This window comes from Blautia sp. DFI.1.216, assembly GCF_020594215.1.
Lineage (GTDB): Bacteria > Bacillota > Clostridia > Lachnospirales > Lachnospiraceae > Blautia_A > Blautia_A wexlerae.
On record NZ_JAJDML010000054.1, the window covers coordinates 1 to 23,807 of the forward strand.

Consider the following 23,807-nt stretch of genomic DNA (forward strand, 5'->3'; position numbering starts at 1 on the left):
TATGTCTCGGGATTTTGGCATATTCATGCCAAAACACCTCGCAGGATAGTGGTGTGTTAACTGTAACCAATAATCCCGTTACTGAGAATGGAGTAAACAGTAACGGGAGCACATAAGTAAGAACACATTTTCAGAATATAAGTTTGCTTTTTGTCAGGAATTATGATATGATAAAAAAATCAGAAACTGTTCAGTATCTCATAGAATAGCAGACTGCTGAATGGTTATGAAGAGTGTACGAACAAAAAATAACTTAAAAAGGAGGGTATAATTATGCCATATGGAAGAATCACGCCAAAGCAGCAGGAGATTCTTGATTACATAAAGAATGAGATTTTGAACCGGGGATTTCCGCCGGCAGTTCGTGAAATCTGCGAGGCAGTCAACCTGAAATCTACTTCTTCCGTTCATTCACATCTGGAAGCACTGGAGAAAAATGGATATATCCGCAGAGATGCAACGAAACCACGTGCGATTGAGATTATTGATGACAATTTTAATCTGGTCCGCAGAGAGGTTGTGAATGTTCCCATCATAGGAACTGTGGCAGCCGGACAGCCACTTCTGGCAGTTGAGAATATTGAAGGCTATTTCCCTATCCCTGCAGAGTTTATGCCTAATTCACAGAGCTTTCTGTTGAAAGTAAAAGGGGAAAGTATGATAAACGCCGGAATTTTTGACGGAGATCAGGTTCTGGTAAAACAGCAGTCCACAGCAGAGGATGGAGATATTGTTGTTGCGCTGATCGATGACGGTGCTACAGTTAAGACTTTCCATAAAGAAAAAGGATACTATCGTCTCCAGCCGGAAAATGATACAATGGAGCCAATCCTTGTACATGAAGGTCTTCAGATTCTTGGCAAAGTATTTGGTGTGTTCCGTTTGTATGAGTAATATAACTGATACGTGAATAGTCAGGCAGATATTCGCAATCCGCTTCGCAACTTGCTCATAATCGAATCAAGCAAGTCCCCATACACTGCAAATTATACTATATCAATTCAAAAAAACAACAGAGGAAATCAGGTATCTCTTGATGATGATATCTGATTTCCTCTGTATTTTATTTTGCAAATTTCACAAAGTCAGGCGGATAAAATCATCCGCCTCGCTACGCAGTTCTACACCGAATAACTGTAAATTTTTCGTTACTATTCACTGGTAATATCCCGCGAGGTGTTTTTTGTGAACGAAGGTCACAGCAACAATTTTTTCTACTTATTTCTCAAGAAATTCATTAACGTCAAGAACCTTACCATCTCTCCAGATTCTTTCGAGGTCATAGAAAAGACGATTCTCTTCGTCAAATACGTGAACGATCATATCGCCGTAATCCATAAGAACCCAGCTGGAGTTTCTGGTTCCCTCAATCTGTTTTGCTTCAAATCCGGCTCTGCCAAGTGTTTCATCTACATTGTCAACCATAGCCTGAACCTGATTCTGGTTGGAAGCACTTGCAATTACAAAATAATCGGCAATTACAGATACTTCATGGATATCTATTACCTTAATATCTTTTCCTTTTTTCTCATCAAGTGCGCGGCAGGCAAGTTTTGCCATTTCAAGTTCTCTGTTCATGGAAACAACCTCTCTTTCTATCTGCTTTTGTAACTGTTCAATATCTTCATGATTAACAGACTATTGAATAGCTACATATATCTTCTCTAAATAAATATTTATATCCGTAATCTGTTCTCCCTGTTGTGCTGTCCCCTATATGTAAAACTCTGCCAGTCGAGACAATTTATACTCAGGACTGTCTTTTCATGTGTAAATCCCTGTAATACAAGAAAGCATCTTTCGTAGCATTATCAATATCTTTCGGATTTTCCTCCAGATAAGCCAGTGTATCACCCAAAATCTTATACATACATTCGTCAAGATCCTGAAAAGCCAGTTTACGTACAATTGCAAGATTAGGAGCTTTATCACGTTTTGGTTCAATATAATCGGCAATATAGACGATTTTTTCCAACAGTGTCATCTCCGGCTTTCCGGTAGTATGCCAGGTGATGGCAGAAAGAATATTTTCATCTGTAACATCATACTTAGCCTTAGCTACGTAAGCTCCAAGCTTGGCATGAAGTAAAAAAGGATGCTCCTGTTCGAATTCAGATACCGAAATATGATGCTGGCTGCACATTTTCAGCTTCTTTTTGTTAGGAATACATTTTGCACAGTCATGGAGCAGTCCGGCAGTCTGGGCTGTGATCAGATCACAGTCATGAACCATGGCAAGTGCTGCACATGTAAACATAACTCCCAACGTATGTTCATAACGATCCTCATCCAGATATTTTGCTAATTTTTTCTGCATTTTTATAAAATCATACTCTGCCATCGGAAGATCATCCTTTCTTTTCGGCCAGACTGTAAATCTGGTTTTCTCTGATATACTCAATCACCGGATCAGGAATATAGTAACGCACACTTTTATCTTCGCTGATCCAGTTTCTGAGCATTTCGCTGGATACATCAAGGTTTGTGGTATTCAGTGTCAGAAATGTGCCATTATATTTAAGCGAAAGACGGTTCATTTCTGCTTCGAGCTCTGCGATTGTGGAATGATTTCTTACAGCAGTTACCAGAATGCAGTTTCTGCAGATTCTTTCCGGTTCACGCCATGTATCAAAGTCATACAGGGAGTCTGCGCCGATTATAAAATAATAATCAGTATCCGGATTCTTCTCTTTTAGCATTTCCAGTGTATGATAAGTGTAAGTATAACCATTTTCATGCATTTCAGTCAGCGACAGTTCAAAGTGAGGATTTCCGGTAATCGCCCTGCGGACCATTTCAACTCTTTCTTCATCTGTGGCACGTCCCTGACGGTTTCTCTTGTGAGGCGGATTTCCGGAAGGCATGAACAGTACCTTTTCCAGTCGGAACTGTTCGTATGCTTTCTCTCCCAGAATCAGATGCCCCATGTGGATGGGATCAAAAGTACCGCCCATAATACCAATTCTGTGTTTGATGTCAGCCATAAAAACTCCGTATTATTTTCTGGGTAATTCAATTTTTTTCTTTTCGTTTTTGCCTTCACGGTATAAAACAATTTTCTTGCCGATAACCTGTACGATCTGGGAACGTGTACGTTCTGCCAGAACCTCAGCCATCTGGCGCGGATCCTCCAGGCAGTTCTGAAGAACACTGATCTTGATCAGTTCTCTGGCTGCAAGCGCCTCATCTACTGCGGCTGTGTTCTCAGGAGTAAGACCACCCTTTCCAAGCTGAAGGATTGGATCCATGGTCATTGCAAGACCTTTTAAATAAGCTCTCTGTTTACTTGTCATTTTTATTTTCCTCTGTTATTCTCTGCAAACGGACAAAATCATCCGTCTTACCACATCTGTTTCATTATTGAATCTATTTATAGTAATCAAAATCAAATCCGTACATACGCACAGTATCACCTTCCTGAATGCCTGCCTTCTCAAGTTCTTCCAGGATGCCTCCCTCTTTCAGGAATTTCTGGAAGAATGCGAAACCTTTTTCGGAATCAAGATTTGTGTAGCCAAGCATCTTTTCAATCTTCGGTCCCTCGACAACAAAAATTGTCGGATCTTCAGGACTCTGCTCTACTGTATATGGAAGGTTTTCTCCGATCAGCATATCTTCAGGGAAGAATTCCTGTTCAAATACTACAGGTTCCTGTGGGCAGCTGTCAAGAAGTTCTTTCACATGGAATAAAAGTTCTCTGACACCCTGACCGCTGACAGCGGAAATCGGATATACCTGGATTCCTTTTGGCTCAAATTCTGCCTTAAGTTTGTCAACCGGGCTCTCTTCGCCGTCTTCTGTATAGATACAGTCGATTTTGTTTGCTGCGATTACCTGTGGTCTTGCAGCAATTTCCGGATTATAAGCTTCCAGTTCTTTATTAATCTTGTAAATATCATCGATTGGGTCACGTCCCTCTGTAGATGCTGCATCTACAATGTGGATAATGACTCTGGTACGTTCAATGTGGCGGAGGAACTCATGTCCAAGTCCCACACCTTCGGAAGCACCTTCGATCAGACCGGGAATATCAGCGATCACAAAACCACCGTTTTCAGTATCTACAACACCAAGATTTGGGCTCAGGGTTGTAAAGTGATAGTTGGCAATTTTCGGCTGTGCGTTGGTAACACGGGAAAGGAATGTGGACTTTCCGACATTCGGGAATCCAACCAGACCTACGTCTGCGATTACTTTCAGCTCCAGAAGAACTTCCAGTTCCTGCGCAGGCTGTCCTGGCTGTGCATATTTCGGAACCTGCATGGTTGCAGTCGCATAATGCTGGTTTCCTTTGCCACCTCTTCCGCCTCTTAATACGATCTGGCGTTTATTTTCACCGGACATATCAGCAATTACTTTACCGGATTCTGCATCCATGATAACAGTTCCTTCCGGAACTTTTAATACAACATCTTTTCCATCGGCACCATGGCAGCGTTTTTTGCCGCCTTCCTGTCCGTCTTCTGCTTTATATTTTCTTCTGTGTCGGTAGTCGCCAAGGGTGTTCTGGCCTTCATCTACCTCAAATATCACGTCTCCTCCACGACCGCCGTCGCCGCCGTCAGGACCGCCATTCGGAACATATAATTCTCTGCGGAAACTTACATGGCCGTCGCCGCCTTTACCGGAGCGGATATAGATTTTCGCTCTGTCTGCAAACATATGACACACCTCTGTCCTTTACTAATGATTATTTCGTAATAGTAATCTTCTTAAATTAATGCATTTGAGACCGTTCAGCAGGATTTCGCACTCTGATGAGTCGGATCAATATGCATTATTTACATGGATTGCTATGGTTTCTTTTATATCATATAACTCTTTTAATCTATAGCAATTCTACTATAAAAGAAAGGCTCCAAACCCATATTAGATTTGAAGCCTTCGCTTAACCAGATTATTCTGCTTCTACTGGAACGATAGAAACCTGTTTCTTATCGCGTCCTTTTCTGGTAAATCTTACGACACCATCTTTAAGTGCGAATAAAGTATAATCTTTACCGCAACCTACGTTCTCACCAGCATGGATCTTAGTTCCGCGCTGTCTGTAAAGAATATTTCCAGCTTTAACAAACTGTCCGTCTGCTCTCTTCGCACCTAATCTCTTAGATTCGGAATCACGACCGTTCTTTGTAGAACCAACTCCTTTTTTATGTGCGAATAACTGAAGGTTCATTTTCATCATGTTGTTACACCTCCTTGACTTTTACTGTCAAATATCGATTGTTATAACTATGTTCAATTTCTGTTAATCCGAGAATCAGCGAATCCATGAGAAGGGTTCCCCTCTCAGTAACCGGAGCCGTAAAATGAAAAGATACATAGCCGTCATCTTCCTGCACTTCAAACTGATCATCTGTAAATGTCTCAAGAGAATTTACAGTATTGATCACCAGTACAGAGACAGCAGCACAGACAATATCCTGTCCTTCCTCTGCATATCCGGCGTGACCCTTCGAAACAAATTCCAGATAATTTCCATTTCTCTTCTTAACTGTAATTGTAATCATAATGACACCAGATTAACCGTTAATCTTTTCGATTTTTACTTTAGTGTACTGCTGTCTGTGACCGTTTTTCTTGTGATATCCAGTTTTTCTCTTGTATTTGTAAACGATAACTTTTTTTGCTTTACCGTTCTCAACTACAGTAGCGGTAACACTGGCATCTTTCACATCTTCACCAGCTTTTAATCCGTCATTGCTTACTGCAATAACATTATCAAAAGTAACAGTTTCACCAGCTTCAACACCGAGTTTCTCAACTCTGATTACGTCGCCTTCAGCAACTTTGTACTGTTTACCACCTGTTGCAATAATTGCGTACATCTGTGGCACCTCCTATAATCTTTACTCGCCAGATATGGTGACCTTTCGGTGCTTGTACCTCTCTGTGCGGCATCTCATTTATAATAGCGGACAAAATTCGATTTGTCAATAAGTTTTTTCAATTTCTTTGAATTTTTTTCTTTTATTGTTACTGTTCACTGGTAATATCCCGCGAGGTGTTTTTTGTGAGCGAAGGTCACAGAAAACCCGAGACATACCGCGCGAATTTATGCGATTAGCATAAATTCTGTGCATCGCGAAGCGTGTTGCTGAGAACGGAGTGAACAGTAACCTTTTATTTTACAGGTACAATTTCAATCCGGTATCCGTCAGGATCTGTGATAAAATACAAACTGCAGAGCAGTTATTCAGTTACGGAAAAATATCAATGAGAATTGCAGATGCTCATTTAGTTTACATAATTATTTTATGACAAACTATAATTCTCTGATTTCCTCAATCACAGGTTTTCGCACTTTCTTTCTGGTAAGTTCCAGGATGTGCAGTGGAGTGACGTCCACTGCTTTTGCCTTTACCGGATCTTTGCGCAGATATTTCTGCAGGACATGGAACAGTTCATCCTGATGATCCTGATTTTCCATATTAATAAAATCAATCAGAATAATTCCGGACAGGTTTCTGAGACGCAACTGTCTGGCAATTTCCTTTGCTGCCTCCAAATTGATTTTTCGGTAAGTTTCCTGCATTTTCTTTTTGCCTGTAAACTTTCCGCTGTTTACATCAATGGATACAAAGGCTTCTGTCTGCTGGATTACCAGAAATCCACCACTGTTCAGCCAGACTTTCTCATGCTGGATTTCTTCTAAGACAGTTTCCAGGCGATAAAGTTTGTAAAGAGGGAGAAGTTTATCATCATAAAACCGCAGCTTCTCTTTTTCCTCCGGGCTGTTACTGTTAAGATAGTCAGAAATCTGTCGGGATATCTCAGGGATATCTGTTATGATTTCTTCCAGGTTCCGGCTGTTGGCGTCACGGACTGCAGAGATATAGAAAGGCTCTGTTCTATATACGCAGCTGAAACAGGTACGGGATCTTCCGTCTACAGCAGCCTTATGATACAGACCCTTCAGGTATTCCAGTTCTTTCAGTATTTCTTCTTTTGATGCATCTGCTGCATTTGTACGAACGATAATACCAAACTCTTTATCCGGACGGTTAACTTCTGCTTCCATCCACTTACTGATATGGCTTCTGTCATCATTGGAAAGTTTGGAAGACAGACCAAATTTCTTATCGCCGGTTGTAAGAACCAGATATTTGCCTGTAAAATTCAGATTCGTGGTTACAGCCGGTAGTTTTCCCTTCATTGCTTCCCGGCTGATCTGCACAAGGATTTCATCTCCTGCCTTTAATGGGCGGTCACCTTTTTTTACAGAAGCATAAATCGCATTTGGAGCATCGGAAAGCTGCAGGTAGCATTTTTCCCCGGCAGAAATCTGTACGAATGCAGCACCAATATTGGCAGCTATATTCTCTATCTGTCCAACATAAATATTTCCAAGAGAAGATTTCTCCCCAACAGGTTCGAAGCGCAGTTCCATTACTTTACCGTCTTCTTCATACGCACATACACAGCATGGAATCTCCCGGATATTCATTTGGGTAATAATCAGTTTACTCAACTTCTTCACCCAGTGCTTCCAGAGTTACAAATTTATGTTCTTCCTCTGTTCCTTTATCTGCGTATACTTCCAGACGTTTGATGGAATAAGCAAATTCCGGAAGTTCTATGCCAAGCCATGAAAAGAATGTATCTGTTACCAGTTCCGGTTTTGTGTAATTGGCACTTGCGGAAGCAAGCATCATAAAGATCTTGTCTCCCTGAAGTTCCATCTTATAGATAAACGGGCGAATATCAATTTCCTTTTCGCTTCGTTTGGTCTTTTTCATTACTGTGATCTCCGGCTGCGCCAGGAAATCACTGATTTTATCTTTCCAGGAAATTTCAGGCTCTTTTCCCGGACGAAATTCTACATAATAATCGGCTGCTGCCACCAGTGACATTGCCTTACCCGCCTTTCCGTCCTCAACCTGACGGGTACTGAGTACATGTACCCCTTCTACCATCACTGCATCCAGACGTCTTGTGATCTCTGAAGTAGGAACTGTCTCTGCCAGCTCCAGATCGAAGTACTCTCCCAGACTTTCCGTACCAACTCCTAATGGTGCGGCAAAAGACATGATCATATGCGGACTGTATCCACCGGAAAAAGCAACCGGAAGATTGGCTCTGCGGATAGCCTTCTGGAAATAACGCATGGTATCCAGATGTCCCACAAATTTCACAGGACCCTCTTTGCTGAATTTAATTCTTACCTTCATAACATACACCTCCGCCATAACGCATAGCACCACAGCCGGAACATTTCTGACGGCAGTTTGGTGTTACGGTTTCTTTCTTTGCCTGTTCCCATTCGTGGATCAGGAACTTCTTGGTCACTCCTGCATCAATGAAATCCCATGGAAGGATCTCATCTGTGGGGCGTTCTCTGAGAGTATAGAAATCAATATCTGTGTTGGTTTCCGCAAAAGATTCTTTCCATATATTATAGTCAAAACTCTCTGACCATGCATCGTAGATCGCACCTTTTTCATATGCTCTGAGGATAACTTTTGAACAACGGCGGTCACCTCTTGCAAGGAAACCTTCAAGAATCGTTACATCCGGCTCATGCCAGCTGTAGCGGATACTTCTCTGGTTTAACTGTGCGCGGATCTCGCTTTTTACGACCTTTGCTTTCTCCACGAAATCTTCCTCTCTGTACATACCTGCCCACTGGAATGGGGTAAATGGTTTCGGTACAAAGAAAGAGGTACTTACATTGACCTGAACCTTGCCATTACGTTTTTCTTTCGGCACTTCTTCATAATAAGTTTCTGCAATTTTCTGAGCAAGATGAGCAATACCTTTCATATCATCTTCTGTTTCAGTTGGAAGTCCGAGCATGAAGTAAAGCTTTACCTGATTCCATCCACCTTTAAATGCTTCACCTGCACCATGAAGAATATTCTCTTCTGTCAGACCTTTGTTGATAACATTACGCAGACGCTGGGAGCCTGCTTCCGGTGCGAAAGTAAGGCTGCTCTTCTTTACATCCTGTACCTTGCTCATAACATCCAGGGCAAAAGCATCGATACGCAGGGATGGCAGAGAGATATTGACAGCATTGCCATGAAATTCTTCGATCAGGAAGTTTACCAGTTCCTTCAGCTCAGAATAATCACTGGAGCTTAGAGAACTTAAGGAAATCTCCTCATGTCCTGTATTCTGAAGCATTTCTCTGGCACTTGCCTTTAAATCCTCCACATTGCGCTCTCTGGTAGGACGGTAGATCATACCTGCCTGACAGAAACGGCATCCGCGAATACAGCCACGCTGGATCTCCAGGGTAACACGATCCTGAGTAGCTTTAATAAATGGAACTACAGGAGCTTTGATCGCGCGGTAGTCTTTAGTGACATCGGTGATCAGCTGTTTACAGACTTTCTCAGGTACGCCCTCTTTTGCAGGTGTAAAGGAAGCAATGGTGCCGTCTTCTTTGTAGATTACATTGTATAAAGAGGGAACATAAATTCCGGGAATCTGGGAAGCTGCAAACAGGAAGTCTGCTCTGGAGCCGCCTGCTGCCTTGTTTGCCTTATATGCATCAAACAGAGCATCATAGACAGTCTCACCCTCGCCAATATAAAACATATCAAAAAATTCTGCGATCGGTTCCGGATTATATGCACATGCACCGCCGCCGATGACGATAGGGTCATCTTCCTTACGATCCTTTGCCAGAAGTGAAACATGGCTCAGGTCAAGTACCTGAAGCACATTGGTATAGCACATCTCATATCCAAGGGTAATACCAAGGAAATCAAACTCCTTTACAGGCTCCTGGGATTCCAGGGCAAAGAGAGGAATATGTTCCTCACGCATAATTTTATCCAGATCCATCCACGGAGAAAAGACACGCTCACACCAGACATCCTCACGTTCATTGAACATGTTGTAGAGGATCATCATGCCCAGATTGGACATACCGATTTCATAAACATCCGGGAAGCACATGGCAAAGCGGATATCTACGTCATTCTTATCTTTCATTACAGAGTTGACTTCACCACCGATGTAACGGGCAGCCTTGTCAACTTTCATTAAAATTTCATCGCTTAAAGCTAGAGTTCTCATAGTATTCCTTTCAGAGGTTATTGTATCAACATTGTGTTAAGCAGGGAAAATCCCCCACAATATTCCTATTATATACGGAATGGTGGGGGATTTCAAGGGAGAGTCGGATAGTTTGCAGTTTTTATCTGACAGTATCAGGCTGTAAAAGCGTGAGTAATGTTTCGTATACATATGTATTTTCTCTAACAATTATAGAAAGTTCCTCTTTGGCCTGATTCAGCCAGTGAAATAAATTACGGACATCAGACCTGCCTTCTTTGAAATGTTTTGAACGCAGGTATCTGTTCTGGTCATAGTAATATCGTTCGTCCAATATGATAACAAGACGTTTTATGTCTCTCTCAGCAGTAATCTCATATTCATAGCCCTGATGTATATAATCTTCCAATAAGGCAGCAGCCTCCTCTTCATTATTTGCATATACAACAGAAACATGCGGATAGGGTTTGGAGGTTTTTCTGTCTGTAAGGTGTATCATATTTTGGATAAATGAGGAAAGTTCCGCATTGGTACGGATGCGGTTGGTTAAGTGAAACATCTGGATTTTCGGCAGGTTTTCTATAAGATTTAATGTATTTACACCTAATTCTTCGGGACATATGGCATCTTCGGAATCGCTGGAAAATATTACAGGAAACTTCCCCTCCGATTGCGTTAACAGAATCTGCAGTTTTTCCGAAGAAAGCAAATGTGCTTCGTCTACCAGAACGGCACTGTAATGTTTCAGCTCTGTATTTTCGGTCAGCTGATTGTCCGAAAGAAAAGCAATACGCTGTAAACGTTTATGCAGCATTTTCCATTCTTTTCCGGCATTACCGCAGTGAATCATGCATATCTGCTGACGCCTGGACAGTTTCATGGCGATATCATAGAGAAGCAATGTTTTTCCTGTTCCTGGAAGTCCGGTAAAACAGAAATATCCGAACCGGCTGATACGGAGTTTCTTTAAAATCTGGCGCTGGATATCCCGCTGCTGGGAAGTCAGAAAGTATTCTTTTTTCAGGAAACGGGCCGGTTCTGTGATTGGGGAAATCAGATATAATTCGGCCTGAAACAGATCGTCAATATTCCCCTGATAATCACTGCTCTCCTTTTGCAGTGATCTGCACAGCTCTGTCCAGTCGGCTTCTGCAATATGATCATGGTTGGTAAGCCTGACAAGGCGATTCTGACTGCTGATATACGTATAAGACTGTATGGAACGTCCGAGAACGGAAAGGTAATAACGGTTCTGCATAAGCTGTTTACGAATTGCCTCCTCAGATACAGCCCCGCTTTTCAGTTCAATATTTATAATCTGGTCGTCTTTGATCTGGAGAAGATCAAATTCTTTCCCGAGTTTTGGAATCTGGTAGGAATAGAAAAAGCGCAGGGAACAGACTTTAGTCATATGCGATTCCAACTGGCGTACCAGTGCTTTCATACTCTGAAGTTCCCATTCCCGTATTTTGAGGAAATATTCCCGGCCGGATAACTGACGTTCCAGTTTTGACAAAGAATCTTTATTCTGATTTCTCGTAAGTGCATATATGGATATTGATCTCATAACTTTTACCTTTCATTTTGCCGGAATTCTTTTATACTATTATAGCAAATATCAGCAATTGCAGGTAGCCCGAAAACAAAAAACAGCCAGGTGGATTTTTCCCTGGCTGTTTTCCCCATCTGAATCAGATTCAGAAATTGTTTTGGAATATTTATTTTATATTGTGGTTTGGCTGAATTACTCAGCTACAGCGATAGCTTCCACTTCGCAGAGTACGTTCTTCGGAAGCTGTTTTACAGCAACACAGGAGCGGGCCGGTTTGCTTGTGAAGTATTTCTCGTATACAGCGTTGAATGCAGCAAAATCTGCCATATCAGCAAGGAAGCATGTAGTCTTGATAACATTGTCAAATGTAAGTCCGGCTTCTTCAAGAATTGCTCCTACGTTCTTGCAGGACTGCTCTGCCTGTGTTTCGATTTTATCGCCTGCAACTTCACCTGTAGCCGGGTCTACCGGAATCTGACCAGATGCAAATAAGAAGTTTCCTGTCATTTTTGCCTGAGAATATGGTCCGATTGCTGCTGGTGCTTTTTTTGTTTCAAGTGTTTTCATGAGTGAATTCCTCCCGTACGATTTAATGTGATTGATTGTCTGTATCTGTATCCATATCTTACCACCAAAAAAATATTTAGTCAACGGCAAAAAAATTGTCACATGAAAAATCCCTCTTGTATTAATGAAAGAAAAGATGAAAAATACTGACGATAATCTGATCAGTGGAAGCTCTTGAGCCAGTTTACCAGAGAATCATGCCAGATATTATCATATACTGTTTTCTTCATCTGGTCTGTAACAAGGCCGTTACCTGCCATTTTGGCAAGGATTGCCTGCTGTAATTCATCTACAGTCATGTCTTCCGGGGATTTATTCATATCTACAATTACTGTCTTTTCCTTTTCAGCAGCGGCTTCCGTATTTTCCGGAAAACTGTTTTCTGCTGATATGGCTGAAGTATCGGCAGTTTTTTCAGGCTGAATATCTTCTGCTTTTGCTGCTGCGGTTTCTTCTGTTGCGGTTATTGTTTTCTGTGCAGGAGACTCAGTCTGTGTGGAAGTTGTTTCTTCTGTTTCTTCCTGTACTTTTTCGATATCTGCAGTTTCTGTTTTTACCGGTATATATTCTGGCATTTCACCCGCTGGAACCCAGATTTCACCGCTGTTTGCGGCTACTGTTACATTGATACGTCCATCCTGAACAGGTACTTTACGGCCTGTGAGGGTTCCGATATATTCTGCGCAGTTTCCTGCCGGAAGGCTCATATCTGCTGCATTATCATCGTTATTTACGGTAACGATCACACGTATTCCGTCGAGGTCACGGGCAAATGCAAACTGGCGGTTGGTAAGCTGAAGTTCAGCGTAGCTTCCGTAACTTAATGCAGGTGTATGCTGTCGTATCTTTCCAAGAGCTGCGATCAGGGCTGTACATGGATTCTTCTGTACTGCATCTGCATAGTCTTTGATATCCAGAGCCGGTCTGAGGCTGTCATCGGAGAATTTCTCTTTCTTTCCTTCAATACCGAACTCAGAACCGTAATAGATACTTGGTACACCCGGAAGTGTATAGAGTAAGACATGAACAGGTGCAAAATGTGCTTTATTTGAAAGCTTGGTATAAATACGTTCTACATCATGGTTGTCCACAAAGTTGTAGAGATCAAGATTTCCCATATTCTGGAGATATTTTACAGTATGTGCGATCTCGAAATAGTTATGATCGTTATGTCCGCTGTAGAGTGCTTTATGCAGGGCATAGTTTGTTACACTGTGGAGCGTTTCTCCATTTACCCATCTGCTGTAATCGCCATGGATCACTTCGCCCATAAGCCAGAAATCTTCCTTTACTTCTGCTGCTGTACGGCGCAGGGCACGCATGAAATCAAAATCAAGGACATCTGCCGCATCCAGACGGATTCCATCTACATCAAATTCTGATACCCAGAAACGGATCACATCACAGATGTAATTCTGTACTTCCGGGTTTCTTTGGTTTAATTTTACCAGAAGGTTGTATCCACCCCAGTTTTCGTAGGAGAAGCCGTCATTGTATTCCGTATTCCCTCCGAAGTTCACATTGCAGTACCAGTTGAGATATCTGGAATGTTCGCGGTTTTGCTGAATATCTTTAAATGCAAAGAAATCACGGCCTGTGTGATTGAATACACCATCGAAAATAACTTTGATCTCTTTTTCATGACAGGCTGCCACGAAGTTTTTAAGGTCTTCGTTGGTTCCGAGACGGGAATCCAGCTTTTTGTAATCTGTGGTTTCATAGCCATGTCCTACACTCTCGAATAAAGGTCCGATGTATAATGCTGTACATCCGATTTCTCTGATGTGGTCGATCCATGGAAGTAATGTGTTCAGACGGGAAACAGGAGCACTGTAGTCATTGTGCTTCGGCGCACCGGTTAAACCCAGTGGATAGATGTGATAGAAAATTGCCTCATTATACCAGCTCATAAATGACACCTCTGTTTTTAAATTTATAATTTCAATTTTATGGGGATTTTTTACCCTGATATCATACAGGAAAGAAAATAATTAGATAAACTGTATTAAAGTTGAAATTATATTCATACGATTCTTATAATAACAGATTTTTCAGACAGAATCCAGTTTTTTTTCAATTTTGGCTTGTATATCTCAGGATAGTGATGTATGAACAGTAACTTAAAATTTACTCTACAAAAAAATCTACTTAAGGTATATAATATTGCTGTAAATAATCTGGATATGCATAGAAATAGAAAGAAACAAACATAGATAAGCAAGGAGAATATAAACTATGAGACATATAGATGAAATTCAGATTGCCGGAACTGCAATTCTGCTTTGTGGCGCGATGTTTGCGGTTTCTGCTGTGGCACCTACCGGTAATACAGTGTCAAAAGCTGTTACAAACTTTACGGAAGCTCCGGAAACTGCTGCTGAGGCTCAGGCACAGGCAGAAGCTCAGGCTGAGGAGGATGGATTTACCATTTATACTCAGGAAAGTAACTATGATTCTGATTATGACAACAGTTATAATGATACTTCTTACAATGACTCTTCTTACAATACTGATACGACGCAGGACGGTTCTCTGGATGATACAGGGCAGGAGAATGATAATACAGATACAGGAGATGGATCTTCTGATGATGGAAGCAGTGATCAGACATCGTCTGACGATACAGGGGATGATTCTTCCGATCAGATTGATTATCCCAGCGATGACAATTCCGGTGACAGCACAGATGGTTCTCTGGATAACTCTGATACATGGGAAGACAATGGAGAGGAAGTTCAGCAGATAGAGTATTAATCAATCTGACGCAGGACTTCACGCTAAAACATTTTTCAAACCCGCTTCCAGATAGACTGGATTATTTGTATTATTTTACGAAATTACTATAATTATGTTTTTGTTTCTCAATAAATGGTATAATCAAACTGTTATTAACATTCAGGAGGCTTTTTATGAAGAAACAAAACAGGTTGCTATCACTAATTCTATCTCTGTTCCTTCTGCTGTTTACCTTAGTTCCGCAATCAGCACTGACGGTAAAAGCTGAAGGCAACAGTGAGATGGCAGTTCATTTTATTGACGTTGGACAGGGAAATGCCATCTTAGTACAGTCCGGAGGACAAAATCTTTTGTACGATGGCGGGGATCAGAGCCATGCTGATCTGATCATCTCCTACTTACAGGAACAGAATGTGGAAAACATTGACTATATGATCGCTTCTCACTATGATGAAGATCATATCGGCGGTCTTGTTCCATGTATAGACAATTTCTCTGTAAGTAATATATTCGGGCCAGACTATGTACATACTTCAAATTTATTCAATAATTTTATGAATACTGCCACTGCAAATGCCATTATCGTACAGTATCCTTCTGTAGGTGAAACATTTGATTTTGGCACCGGAAGTTTCACTGTTCTTGCACCGAATGGTATCAGCCAGAACAGTAATGATAACTCTCTTGTAATCAAACTTGAAAATGGTTCAAATAGCTTTGTTTTTACCGGAGATGCAGAGGAAACCAGTGAACAGGATATGATCAGTACTGGTATGAACCTTGACTGCGATGTTCTTTCTGTTGGTCATCATGGGTCTGCAAGTTCAACTACCTGGGATTTCCTCGAGGCAACTTCTCCATCTTACGCAGTCATAAGCTGCGGAATCAATAATCAGTATAATCATCCGTCAGCAGATACAATGGGACGTTTGTCGGATATGGGAATCCCTGTATTCCGAACAGATAAACAGGGTACGATCATAGCAGTCTCCGATGGAACAACTATTTCCTGGTCACAGGAGCCATGCGATGATTACTCTTCCGGAGACTCCTCTGTAAACGCTTCCACAGGTGTCGCCGGAGGAAACTCCGATCAGGAAGAAACTACCGCTTCTGATCCGGTAACTGAACAGGAAGAATCCAACAATACAGATGTAGGAACAATGGTATGGATCCCTGCAACCGGAGAAAAATATCACAGCATTCCCAACTGTGGAAGAATGAACCCGGATACAGCCAGACAGGTATCCAGATCAGAAGCCGAAGCTATGGGATACGGACCTTGCAGTAAATGTTACTGATAAACAAAAACAGCCGCATTTGCGGCTGTTTTGTTAAAATCCTTCCTGTCTGCGTACTTTCCAGAGTTTTGCACGTTTCTGTGCAGCTTCATTCTCTATCTGCTGAGTAACTCCCTCAATGATAAGTCCTGGTACTTCCACAGGATGCTGATGTTCATCTGTTCCAACCATAATAAAATATGCGCGGTTGATCATGGTTCTGGTTCCATCAAGGGCTTCACAGTAAGTATCAATACGTACTTCCATGGAAGAACGTCCCACATGTGTAAGCCGTCCGATGAGAACGATGGTATCGTTCACTCTGGCTCCGGCTTTGAAATACATATTGTCTACTGCAACAGTTACCACATTCATTTCCGCATGACGCTTGGCAACAATACCTGCTGTTTCATCAATCCATGCAAGCAGCTGTCCGCCAAACAGATAACCTGCGGCATTCAGACACTTTGGCATTAATAAATGAGACTGCTCTGTTAAGGAGTCCTCAACTCGTTTCATTTTTCTTTCTGACATTTCTTTTCTCACTTCCCCTTTATCATGCTTTCTGTTGGCTATTATAGCACGTTCCATGATTTTGTGTTATATTTTTCATAATTTTCCTTCTGTATAATTTTAAAGCGTTATCACTTTAATATGATTGTATGAAAAAAAATACAATCTTTATCTTGCCTTTCCCATCACTTTACTGTACAATGTTTAAATAGGTACAAATACAAATGTTCGCCATAGTAAAACACTGATCGCAAGGATGCATCTGCAATTCACTGTATCAGTGTTTTTTAATAAAATTCACTATAATATGCATTATTTACGAGTATTGCTATAAGTGAATTTGCGAGTATTGCTGTAGATAAATAACGGGGAAATGAGGAATGATATTATGGAAAAACATGAAATGATGAGTCTGGAAGATTCCGGACAGCTTCGTGACAAAATGAGATTCTTTGAACAGGAACTGCTCAAGAATCATCATATCGATCCAAATCTGTATGTAGAATATAATGTAAAAAGAGGTCTTCGTGACTCCGCTGGTAAGGGTGTTCTGACCGGTCTTACAGAGATTTCTGATGTTAATGGTTATAATCTGATCAACGGCAGACAGATTCCGGCTGATGGACGTTTATACTATCAGGGAATCAATGTACAGGATATCATCAGTGGTTTGAACGGAAGACGTTTTGGATTTGAAGAAACAATTTATCTTCTGATCTTCGGTAAGCTCCCTGATAAGGAAGAACTTTCCAGATTTCTGGATATGATGTCTGATATGGAGGAGCTTGGCGGTCGTTTTGTCCGCGATGTTGTTATGAAGGGAACCAATGCCAATATTATGAATGCCATGCAGCGTTGTGTTCTGGCTCTCTATACATATGATGACAATCCGGAAGATATTTCTCCTGAAAATGTACTTCGCCAGTCTCTGGAACTGATTGCAAAGCTTCCTGAAATTGCCGTATATTCTTACCATGCATATCGCCATTTCAGAAAGGATGATACCTTATTTATCCGTAATCCGCAGAAAGGGCTTTCTCTTGCCGAGAACATTCTTCTTATGCTTCGCCCGGATGGAAAATACACAGAACTGGAAGCAAAAGTTCTGGATATTGCACTGATCCTGCATGCTGAGCATGGTGGCGGTAATAACTCCACTTTCACCACTCATGTGGTAACTTCTTCAGGGACAGATACCTACTCTTCTACTGCTGCATCCATCGGAGCTCTGAAGGGACCTCGTCATGGTGGAGCAAACTTGAAAGTTCAGAATATGTTTGCTGATCTGAAGTCTCATGTAGATCAAGATCACTGGGATAACGAAGATGAAATCATAACTTACCTCAAGAAGGTTCTGAATAAAGAAGCATTTGACCATGCAGGGCTGATCTATGGTATGGGGCATGCAGTCTATACACTTTCCGATCCTCGAGAAGTGATCCTGAAACGCTTTGCCCAGGCACTTGCTGAGGAAAAGGGAATGACAGAGGAATTCGAGCTTTATAACAGAGTAGAAAATATTGCCGGCAAACTGATTATGGAACATAGAAAACTGTTTAAGAATGTCTGCGCAAATGTGGACTTCTACAGTGGATTTGTATACAGCATGCTTGGTATTCCGGAAGAATTATTTACTCCGATCTTTGCTATTGCACGTATGCCGGGCTGGAGTGCTCACCGCTTGGAAGAGCTGATCAATGCAAATAAGATTATCCGTCCTGCTTACAAATATGTAGGACATCATACAGATTTTGTTGCTTTTGACGAAAGGTAAACAGATGAAACTTATTACTGGCTGCGGTTCATTCCGCAGCCGTTTTATTATGTCACTAAAGTGAGCTTCCCGCAGGAAGAGAATCCTGCGCTACTGTCCACTGGTAATATCCTTTCTCGTAAAAATATAATTTGCATTTGTTGTATGAGGTCTGTATAATCAAAATAAATCCGAAAAAGGAGGTATTCTCTATGGCAAAAGAACAGATTGCAGTTGCAGAACTGGTTTTAAATATGATTCTTGGAAAAACAGGCGGTACACGTGTAGATTATTTCCCACAGAAACCGGATTTTCCGTTTGATGCAGTTTATGAGCAGGCATTTGTACGTGCCACACCGGAGAGTCAGGGAATCTCCTCTGATCTGTTTACTGCCCTTCTTCGGGAACTGGATGCTTCCAAAGATACGGAAATGCATCATTTTATGGCACTGCGTCATGGCAAGGTAATCTGTGAATGTAATTTTGCACCATACCCTAAAGGAATGTGGCATATTACACATTCCATGTGCAAGAGCATCACAGGTATGGCAATCGGCATGTTGATCGAAGAGGAAAAATTAAAGCTCGATGAAAATATTTATGACATTTTTCCGAATCATATAAATGCCTTTTCAAAGATTTTCCGCCCTGTGATCACAGTAGAGAATCTGCTGACCATGACAAGCGGCGTAACTTTTAATGAATCAGGTATCGTGTCCGGAAATGACTGGCTTGGAAGCTTTCTGAATGCATCTGTCAATGGAAAACCCGGAACGGAGTTTCAATATAACAGTCTGAATACTTATGTTCTTTCTGCAATCGTGACGAAACGTACAGGAGAAACCCTGACCGAATATCTGACTCCGAGACTGTTTGGTCCTCTTGGTATCACGAAATATTACTGGGAAACCTGTCCGAAAGGAATTACAAAAGGTGGCTGGGGACTGTTTCTCTGTGCAGAAGACATGGCAAAACTTGGCCAGCTGTATCTTCAGAGGGGAAAATGGAATGGTCAGCAGCTGGTGTCTGAATATTGGATAGAAATATCTACGGCACGACATCTGAAAACTCAGAATGACACCTATGGATATGGATATCAGCTATGGATGGAACAGCGCCCGGGAAGCTTTGAATATAATGGAATGCTGGGACAGAATGTTATTATTTATCCGGATATGGATATGGTTCTTGTCACAAATGCCGGAAATAAAGAAATGTTTCAGGACTGTATCATGCTGAATATCATTCGGAAATATTTCCCTGTTAATTATCATCCCGCCGATGTTCTACCTGAGAATCCACTCTCCCATAGTCTTCTGAAACGGTTGTGCGGAGAACTGGAAAATGGAGAAAATAATAACAGAAGTACTTCTCTGCGCGGGGGATGGAAAAGAAATGTAGTTTCCAGAAGGAAGCATTCAGATAAAAAATACAGCTACCGTATTTCAGCAGCCGTTGATCGCCCATCTGATCATCACAGTTTTATGCGGGCTGTAAGCGGCAGAACTTATGTTATGGAACAGCAGAATATTGGAATTGCGCCGTTGTTTGTGCAGGTATTCCACAATAATATGACAGATGGTATTTCTGAAATTTCTTTTACTTATGATGCGGGAAACTTTTGCGTTTCTTTTACCGAAGGTGAGGTGATCCATAAACTTCCTGTTGGATTTGGAAAGGCTGCGGATGGATGTGTTGATCTTCATGGAGAACATTACCTTGTAGCTACACTGGGAGAATTTGCAAGAGATGAAAACGATATCCCTGTGTTAAAACTGGAGGTTACTTTTATCGAAGAATGTGTGAAACGAAGGGCGCACATTTTCTTTCATGAAGATAATGGAATTGAAATCAGATGGAACGAAACACCCGGCAAAAAAATGATTCTGGCAGGACTGAGTTCTATTACTGAAGAACTGTCAGGAAACTTCCTGTATAATTCGCTTCTGGGAGATCATAATATTACGACAGAACTGCTGCACCGGCTTATGGAACAAACGATTGAGCCTGCTGTAAGGGGATATCTGAAGAGACCGGAAGAAACAGGCAGTATTGATACGGATGAGTGAATATAATAAAGTCTCATATACAAAAATGCATTTCTCACTAAACGATTCAGATGAGAAATGCATTTTGCATTTTACAGGTTTATTTTATTTATGGTATGTATTATTTACGCGGATTGCCATAGTTCTGTTTAGTCCTGTTTCACATTGAAAGCTTTCATTCCCGGATATACTGCGCTTGCGCCGAGTTCTTCTTCGATACGGAGAAGCTGGTTGTATTTTGCAACACGTTCGGATCTGCTTGGAGCTCCGGTCTTAATCTGGCAGGTGTTCAGTGCTACTGCAAGGTCTGCGATTGTTGTATCTGCTGTCTCGCCGGAACGATGAGAAGAAATTGCGGTGTAGCCTGCTTTGTGAGCCATTTTAATTGCTTCCAGTGTTTCAGATACGGAACCGATCTGGTTTAATTTGATCAGGATCGCATTACCTGCGCCAAGGCTGATACCTTTTGCAAGTCTCTCTGTATTTGTAACAAACAGGTCATCACCGACAAGCTGTACTTTGTCGCCAAGTCTTGCTGTAAGTTTCTGCCATCCTTCCCAGTCTTCTTCATCCAGACCGTCTTCGATGGAGATGATCGGATATTTCTCGCACAATTTAGCCCAGTGCTCAATGAGCTCTTCGGATGTATACTCTGTTCCTGCTTTTGGAAGTTTGTAGTATCCTTTGCCTTTTTCGCTCTTCCATTCAGAGGAAGCTGCGTCCATAGCGATCTTGAAGTCTTTACCTGGTTCATATCCGGCTTTCTTAACTGCTTCAAGAATTGTTTCGATTGCTTCTTCATCAGATTTCAGTGCAGGTGCGAAACCACCTTCATCACCTACTGATGTTGCAAGTCCGCGTTCTTTCAGGATAGAAGCAAGTGCGTGGAAGACTTCTGCACACCATCTTAAGCATTCTTTGAAGGAAGGTGCTCCAACTGGCATGATCATGAATTCCTGTACATCCAGACCGGATGATAATGCGTGGCATCCACCGTTTACGATGTTCATCATTGGAACTGGAAGACGGTTTCCGGATACTCCGCCAAGGAAACGATACAGCGGAATCTCAAGAGAGGTTGCTGCTGCTCTGCAGCATGCGATAGATACTGCAAGGATTGCATTTGCACCAAGTTTGGATTTATCTTTTGTTCCGTCTGCTGCGATCATTGCTGCGTCTACTGCATAGATGTCGCTTGCATCGAGACCTTCGATTGCTTCGTTGATTGTTGTGTTGATATTCTCTACTGCTTTCTGTACGCCTTTTCCAAGGTAACGAGCTTTATCTCCATCTCTTAATTCCAGAGCTTCGAATTCACCTGTAGATGCACCGCTTGGAGCTGTTCCTCTTGCTACAGTGCCGTCCATCAGATATACTTCTGCTTCTACTGTCGGATTTCCTCTGGAATCCAGAATTTCTCTTCCAATTACTTTCTCAATTTCTAAGTACATGATAAATCCCCTTTCTGGTTTTGCATTTGGACTCCTGGTACACCGCAACTGGGATGTACCGGGTGGATCATATCTGAGGTACGGCCTTCAGCATAGCCGTGAGTTCAGCAAGCACAGATGCGATCCATTGTTCCGAAGGTTTCAGCAGGTCTTCGGATGGAGTTCAAATGATTAATTCACGCTAGAATTTGTGATGCCTAACTCTATGGTTAGTATATTCTAACTTTTATGGAAATGCAAGAGGGAAATTGGAAGGATATTGAGAAAGTATTTCAGAAAAACATATAACAAAAGAACTTCAATTATCTATAATATTTGATAGTTGAAGTTCTTTATTATATAATTTGTTTAATTATTTAATGTGGGCATTTAGCATAAGTTGTTGTTGAATAATATTTTTTGTTTGCTAAATATCCGCATTTTTCACATCTTTGACAAGTATAGGTTACAACTGTACACCCTCCTGAACTATTACTTTTATGAGTATAAAAATATCCGTTCACCATGCTGTGTGTACATAAAATATGTGTATCTATTTCATCAGAAAAAATATTAACAATTTCCCCATTTTCATCAATAAAAATATTATCACATTCAGAAAAATCTAATTCATCAGTTATAGCATCACTATTAGTATATCCTGCATATTCTGGTTCACTACTCCAAATAGTTTCATCGAAACTTCCATCTGACCATTGCATCGGCTCATATGCAAATGCAGTCCCAGCACTCGCCACAACTGTCAACGCCGATACTGCCACCATAATTCCTCTCTGTAACATCCCTTTTCTCTTTTCCTTCATCATGTAGTTGATCCTCCTTTTTAATGTTTTAAAATCCTTTCCTTCTTTATTGTTTTTATGTCCGGAAAGGTTATTTTTCCACACAGCTGGGCGAATATCAGAAGTTGCGGCTTCTAATACCAGCAAACTTGCATAGTCTTGACGTTTTTCCTTTGTACAGCCATCGACGGCTGCACTATCACTGACTATTTCTGCTGTATCTATGTAAAGGAAAAGTAAAAGATATGCCACGGGATTCATCCAGTGCAGACACAGAACGAAAAGGCATAAAAGTTTTACTAAATTGTCATGATTCTTCAAATGTGTATGTTCATGTTTGTATACCATAATAAAATCAGGATGCAGAGGAAAGCTCTCTGGAAACACGATTTTCTGACGGAAAAATCCGATGGTACATGGACCACAAATCTCATCCGGAATCAGGTAATAAGTAAGATTATCTTCAGGATCTTCAATCTTTTCAAAGATATAGTTCCGGATAGAATGTGCTCCTCTCCAGTATTTAATAATCTCATAGATTGCGAAGATAATAATTCCTGCTAGCCAGATCCTGGCAAATATATTAAACCATTGAGGTATCCATATGTAATCACCCTGCTTTTCACTCCAGAAAGACAAGGTGCCTGATAAATAAGAATCAGCTTTTCTGCCAATTAACATTGTTCCCGGAAGTGCATCTTTTGGAAGTAAATACTTCACCAACTGCACAGGCACCAGATAAAAGAAAACACCTGTCAGCAGTAATCTTCTTCCGAGAATGTAGTTATAATTTCCACGTTGAATTAGATATAAAAATAAACAGATCATTACAGGAATGCTTCCTGCAATGGACATACAGACTAACAGTTCCATTTAAACATCACATCATTTCTTCTTAATGTATTCTAATAAATATTCTTTCTCTTCCTCTGTAAGTTTCTGATCAGAGGTCAGAGCACTGACAAGGATGTCCATATCAGGAACTGTATATCCTGATGCGGATGACCTGAAAGTGTGTGCAGATTTGGCAGTTTCCGTCTCGCCCTTTTCTTTAGCAAATTTGTTTAATTTAACTTGTTGTGCTAGATAAAATAAAATATAAAGAAACTTCAACAAAATA

At 41.2% G+C, this 23,807-nt stretch carries 23 protein-coding genes; 5 read left to right on the forward strand and 18 right to left on the reverse strand.

The annotated features are described in order from the left end of the window. Window positions 1–273 precede the first annotated feature (273 nt). Window positions 274–894 (forward strand): transcriptional repressor LexA, encoded by a 621-nt coding sequence (gene lexA, locus LJE11_RS15860; protein WP_008703132.1) that lies wholly within the window; start codon window positions 274–276, stop codon window positions 892–894. A gap of 324 nt (window positions 895–1,218) precedes the next feature. On the opposite strand, the gene rsfS is transcribed toward lexA, so the two are convergent. The 14 genes from rsfS to LJE11_RS15930 all read right to left on the reverse strand — a co-directional run bounded on the left by rsfS (window position 1,219) and on the right by LJE11_RS15930 (window position 14,034). Beyond that, window positions 1,219–1,578: a ribosome silencing factor gene (gene rsfS, locus LJE11_RS15865; RefSeq protein WP_008703130.1), complete on the reverse strand. Its 360-nt coding sequence runs from the start codon at window positions 1,576–1,578 to the stop codon at window positions 1,219–1,221. 172 nt (window positions 1,579–1,750) lie between these two features. Then, complete coding sequence (gene yqeK / locus LJE11_RS15870; RefSeq protein ID WP_020993903.1) at window positions 1,751–2,341, reverse strand: bis(5'-nucleosyl)-tetraphosphatase (symmetrical) YqeK; 591 nt, start codon at window positions 2,339–2,341, stop codon at window positions 1,751–1,753. Window positions 2,342–2,348: 7 nt separating this feature from the next. Continuing rightward, on the reverse strand, window positions 2,349–2,984 hold the full coding sequence (nadD, locus tag LJE11_RS15875; protein WP_025578441.1) for a nicotinate-nucleotide adenylyltransferase: 636 nt from the start codon (window positions 2,982–2,984) through the stop codon (window positions 2,349–2,351). 12 nt (window positions 2,985–2,996) lie between these two features. Then, window positions 2,997–3,293 (reverse strand): ribosome assembly RNA-binding protein YhbY, encoded by a 297-nt coding sequence (yhbY, locus tag LJE11_RS15880; RefSeq protein ID WP_008703127.1) that lies wholly within the window; start codon window positions 3,291–3,293, stop codon window positions 2,997–2,999. A gap of 73 nt (window positions 3,294–3,366) precedes the next feature. Then, the gene (gene obgE / locus LJE11_RS15885; protein WP_118572022.1) at window positions 3,367–4,662 is read right to left on the reverse strand and encodes a GTPase ObgE; all 1,296 of its coding nucleotides are present in this window, start codon (window positions 4,660–4,662) and stop codon (window positions 3,367–3,369) included. A 235-nt stretch (window positions 4,663–4,897) separates the two neighbouring features. After that, window positions 4,898–5,185 (reverse strand): 50S ribosomal protein L27, encoded by a 288-nt coding sequence (gene rpmA / locus LJE11_RS15890; RefSeq protein ID WP_008703124.1) that lies wholly within the window; start codon window positions 5,183–5,185, stop codon window positions 4,898–4,900. A gap of 4 nt (window positions 5,186–5,189) precedes the next feature. Then, the gene (locus LJE11_RS15895) at window positions 5,190–5,510 is read right to left on the reverse strand and encodes a ribosomal-processing cysteine protease Prp (protein ID WP_008703122.1); all 321 of its coding nucleotides are present in this window, start codon (window positions 5,508–5,510) and stop codon (window positions 5,190–5,192) included. Between the two features lie 12 nt (window positions 5,511–5,522). Continuing rightward, window positions 5,523–5,828 (reverse strand): 50S ribosomal protein L21, encoded by a 306-nt coding sequence (gene rplU / locus LJE11_RS15900; RefSeq protein ID WP_020993901.1) that lies wholly within the window; start codon window positions 5,826–5,828, stop codon window positions 5,523–5,525. A 437-nt stretch (window positions 5,829–6,265) separates the two neighbouring features. Then, window positions 6,266–7,480 (reverse strand): ribonuclease E/G, encoded by a 1,215-nt coding sequence (locus LJE11_RS15905; protein ID WP_331466307.1) that lies wholly within the window; start codon window positions 7,478–7,480, stop codon window positions 6,266–6,268. After that, a complete protein-coding gene (locus LJE11_RS15910) occupies window positions 7,464–8,171 on the reverse strand; it encodes a TIGR03936 family radical SAM-associated protein (RefSeq protein WP_055151199.1) in 708 nt (235 codons plus the stop codon). Before LJE11_RS15910 ends, LJE11_RS15905 begins: the two co-directional genes overlap by 17 nt. Further along, complete coding sequence (locus LJE11_RS15915; RefSeq protein ID WP_118669856.1) at window positions 8,155–10,026, reverse strand: TIGR03960 family B12-binding radical SAM protein; 1,872 nt, start codon at window positions 10,024–10,026, stop codon at window positions 8,155–8,157. Before LJE11_RS15915 ends, LJE11_RS15910 begins: the two co-directional genes overlap by 17 nt. Before the next feature lie 121 nt (window positions 10,027–10,147). After that, the gene (locus LJE11_RS15920; protein WP_119246148.1) at window positions 10,148–11,572 is read right to left on the reverse strand and encodes a DNA/RNA helicase domain-containing protein; all 1,425 of its coding nucleotides are present in this window, start codon (window positions 11,570–11,572) and stop codon (window positions 10,148–10,150) included. Between the two features lie 177 nt (window positions 11,573–11,749). Further along, window positions 11,750–12,124: a RidA family protein gene (locus LJE11_RS15925; protein WP_008703111.1), complete on the reverse strand. Its 375-nt coding sequence runs from the start codon at window positions 12,122–12,124 to the stop codon at window positions 11,750–11,752. A 161-nt stretch (window positions 12,125–12,285) separates the two neighbouring features. After that, window positions 12,286–14,034, reverse strand: a complete 1,749-nt coding sequence (locus tag LJE11_RS15930; protein ID WP_118339346.1) for an alpha-amylase family glycosyl hydrolase — start codon at window positions 14,032–14,034, stop codon at window positions 12,286–12,288. 325 nt (window positions 14,035–14,359) lie between these two features. Between LJE11_RS15930 and LJE11_RS15935 the strand changes: the two genes are divergently transcribed. Both LJE11_RS15935 and LJE11_RS15940 read left to right on the forward strand, forming a co-directional pair. Further along, window positions 14,360–14,878 carry a hypothetical protein gene (locus LJE11_RS15935; RefSeq protein ID WP_118610720.1) on the forward strand — a complete coding sequence of 173 codons (519 nt, stop codon included), beginning with the start codon at window positions 14,360–14,362 and terminating at the stop codon, window positions 14,876–14,878. Between the two features lie 155 nt (window positions 14,879–15,033). Next, the gene (locus LJE11_RS15940) at window positions 15,034–16,161 is read left to right on the forward strand and encodes a ComEC/Rec2 family competence protein (RefSeq protein ID WP_118633724.1); all 1,128 of its coding nucleotides are present in this window, start codon (window positions 15,034–15,036) and stop codon (window positions 16,159–16,161) included. A 33-nt stretch (window positions 16,162–16,194) separates the two neighbouring features. Here the strand turns inward: LJE11_RS15940 and LJE11_RS15945 are convergent, their stop codons facing one another. Continuing rightward, window positions 16,195–16,674 (reverse strand): acyl-CoA thioesterase, encoded by a 480-nt coding sequence (locus LJE11_RS15945; protein WP_025577026.1) that lies wholly within the window; start codon window positions 16,672–16,674, stop codon window positions 16,195–16,197. Window positions 16,675–17,041: 367 nt separating this feature from the next. On the opposite strand from LJE11_RS15945, the gene LJE11_RS15950 reads away from it, so the two are divergent. Next, a complete protein-coding gene (locus LJE11_RS15950) occupies window positions 17,042–18,427 on the forward strand; it encodes a citrate/2-methylcitrate synthase (RefSeq protein ID WP_227296217.1) in 1,386 nt (461 codons plus the stop codon). A gap of 191 nt (window positions 18,428–18,618) precedes the next feature. Beyond that, entirely contained in the window at window positions 18,619–20,475 is a 1,857-nt protein-coding gene (locus LJE11_RS15955; RefSeq protein WP_227296219.1) for a serine hydrolase domain-containing protein, read from the forward strand. A 128-nt stretch (window positions 20,476–20,603) separates the two neighbouring features. On the opposite strand, the gene eno is transcribed toward LJE11_RS15955, so the two are convergent. From eno to LJE11_RS15970, 3 genes are all read right to left on the reverse strand, one after another. Beyond that, window positions 20,604–21,908, reverse strand: coding sequence for a phosphopyruvate hydratase (eno, locus tag LJE11_RS15960; protein ID WP_055058680.1), 1,305 nt, complete (start codon window positions 21,906–21,908; stop codon window positions 20,604–20,606). A gap of 353 nt (window positions 21,909–22,261) precedes the next feature. Beyond that, the gene (locus LJE11_RS15965) at window positions 22,262–23,515 is read right to left on the reverse strand and encodes a M56 family metallopeptidase (RefSeq protein WP_227296221.1); all 1,254 of its coding nucleotides are present in this window, start codon (window positions 23,513–23,515) and stop codon (window positions 22,262–22,264) included. A gap of 57 nt (window positions 23,516–23,572) precedes the next feature. Then, window positions 23,573–23,807 (reverse strand): hypothetical protein (locus LJE11_RS15970; RefSeq protein ID WP_227296223.1); only part of this gene is annotated, 235 nt, incomplete at its 5' end.

Bases quoted from the DNA above. Each gene is read 5' to 3' on its own strand.
- lexA (WP_008703132.1), top strand. From the start codon at position 274: ATGCCATATGGAAGAATCACGCCAAAGCAGCAGGAGATTCTTGATTAC.
- rsfS (WP_008703130.1), bottom strand. From the start codon at position 1,578: ATGAACAGAGAACTTGAAATGGCAAAACTTGCCTGCCGCGCACTTGAT.
- yqeK (WP_020993903.1), bottom strand. From the start codon at position 2,341: ATGGCAGAGTATGATTTTATAAAAATGCAGAAAAAATTAGCAAAATAT.
- nadD (WP_025578441.1), bottom strand. From the start codon at position 2,984: ATGGCTGACATCAAACACAGAATTGGTATTATGGGCGGTACTTTTGAT.
- yhbY (WP_008703127.1), bottom strand. From the start codon at position 3,293: ATGACAAGTAAACAGAGAGCTTATTTAAAAGGTCTTGCAATGACCATG.
- obgE (WP_118572022.1), bottom strand. From the start codon at position 4,662: ATGTTTGCAGACAGAGCGAAAATCTATATCCGCTCCGGTAAAGGCGGC.
- rpmA (WP_008703124.1), bottom strand. From the start codon at position 5,185: ATGATGAAAATGAACCTTCAGTTATTCGCACATAAAAAAGGAGTTGGT.
- LJE11_RS15895 (WP_008703122.1), bottom strand. From the start codon at position 5,510: ATGATTACAATTACAGTTAAGAAGAGAAATGGAAATTATCTGGAATTT.
- rplU (WP_020993901.1), bottom strand. From the start codon at position 5,828: ATGTACGCAATTATTGCAACAGGTGGTAAACAGTACAAAGTTGCTGAA.
- LJE11_RS15910 (WP_055151199.1), bottom strand. From the start codon at position 8,171: ATGAAGGTAAGAATTAAATTCAGCAAAGAGGGTCCTGTGAAATTTGTG.
- LJE11_RS15915 (WP_118669856.1), bottom strand. From the start codon at position 10,026: ATGAGAACTCTAGCTTTAAGCGATGAAATTTTAATGAAAGTTGACAAG.
- LJE11_RS15920 (WP_119246148.1), bottom strand. From the start codon at position 11,572: ATGAGATCAATATCCATATATGCACTTACGAGAAATCAGAATAAAGAT.
- LJE11_RS15925 (WP_008703111.1), bottom strand. From the start codon at position 12,124: ATGAAAACACTTGAAACAAAAAAAGCACCAGCAGCAATCGGACCATAT.
- LJE11_RS15930 (WP_118339346.1), bottom strand. From the start codon at position 14,034: ATGAGCTGGTATAATGAGGCAATTTTCTATCACATCTATCCACTGGGT.
- LJE11_RS15935 (WP_118610720.1), top strand. From the start codon at position 14,360: ATGAGACATATAGATGAAATTCAGATTGCCGGAACTGCAATTCTGCTT.
- LJE11_RS15940 (WP_118633724.1), top strand. From the start codon at position 15,034: ATGAAGAAACAAAACAGGTTGCTATCACTAATTCTATCTCTGTTCCTT.
- LJE11_RS15945 (WP_025577026.1), bottom strand. From the start codon at position 16,674: ATGTCAGAAAGAAAAATGAAACGAGTTGAGGACTCCTTAACAGAGCAG.
- LJE11_RS15950 (WP_227296217.1), top strand. From the start codon at position 17,042: ATGGAAAAACATGAAATGATGAGTCTGGAAGATTCCGGACAGCTTCGT.
- LJE11_RS15955 (WP_227296219.1), top strand. From the start codon at position 18,619: ATGGCAAAAGAACAGATTGCAGTTGCAGAACTGGTTTTAAATATGATT.
- LJE11_RS15965 (WP_227296221.1), bottom strand. From the start codon at position 23,515: ATGATCTGTTTATTTTTATATCTAATTCAACGTGGAAATTATAACTAC.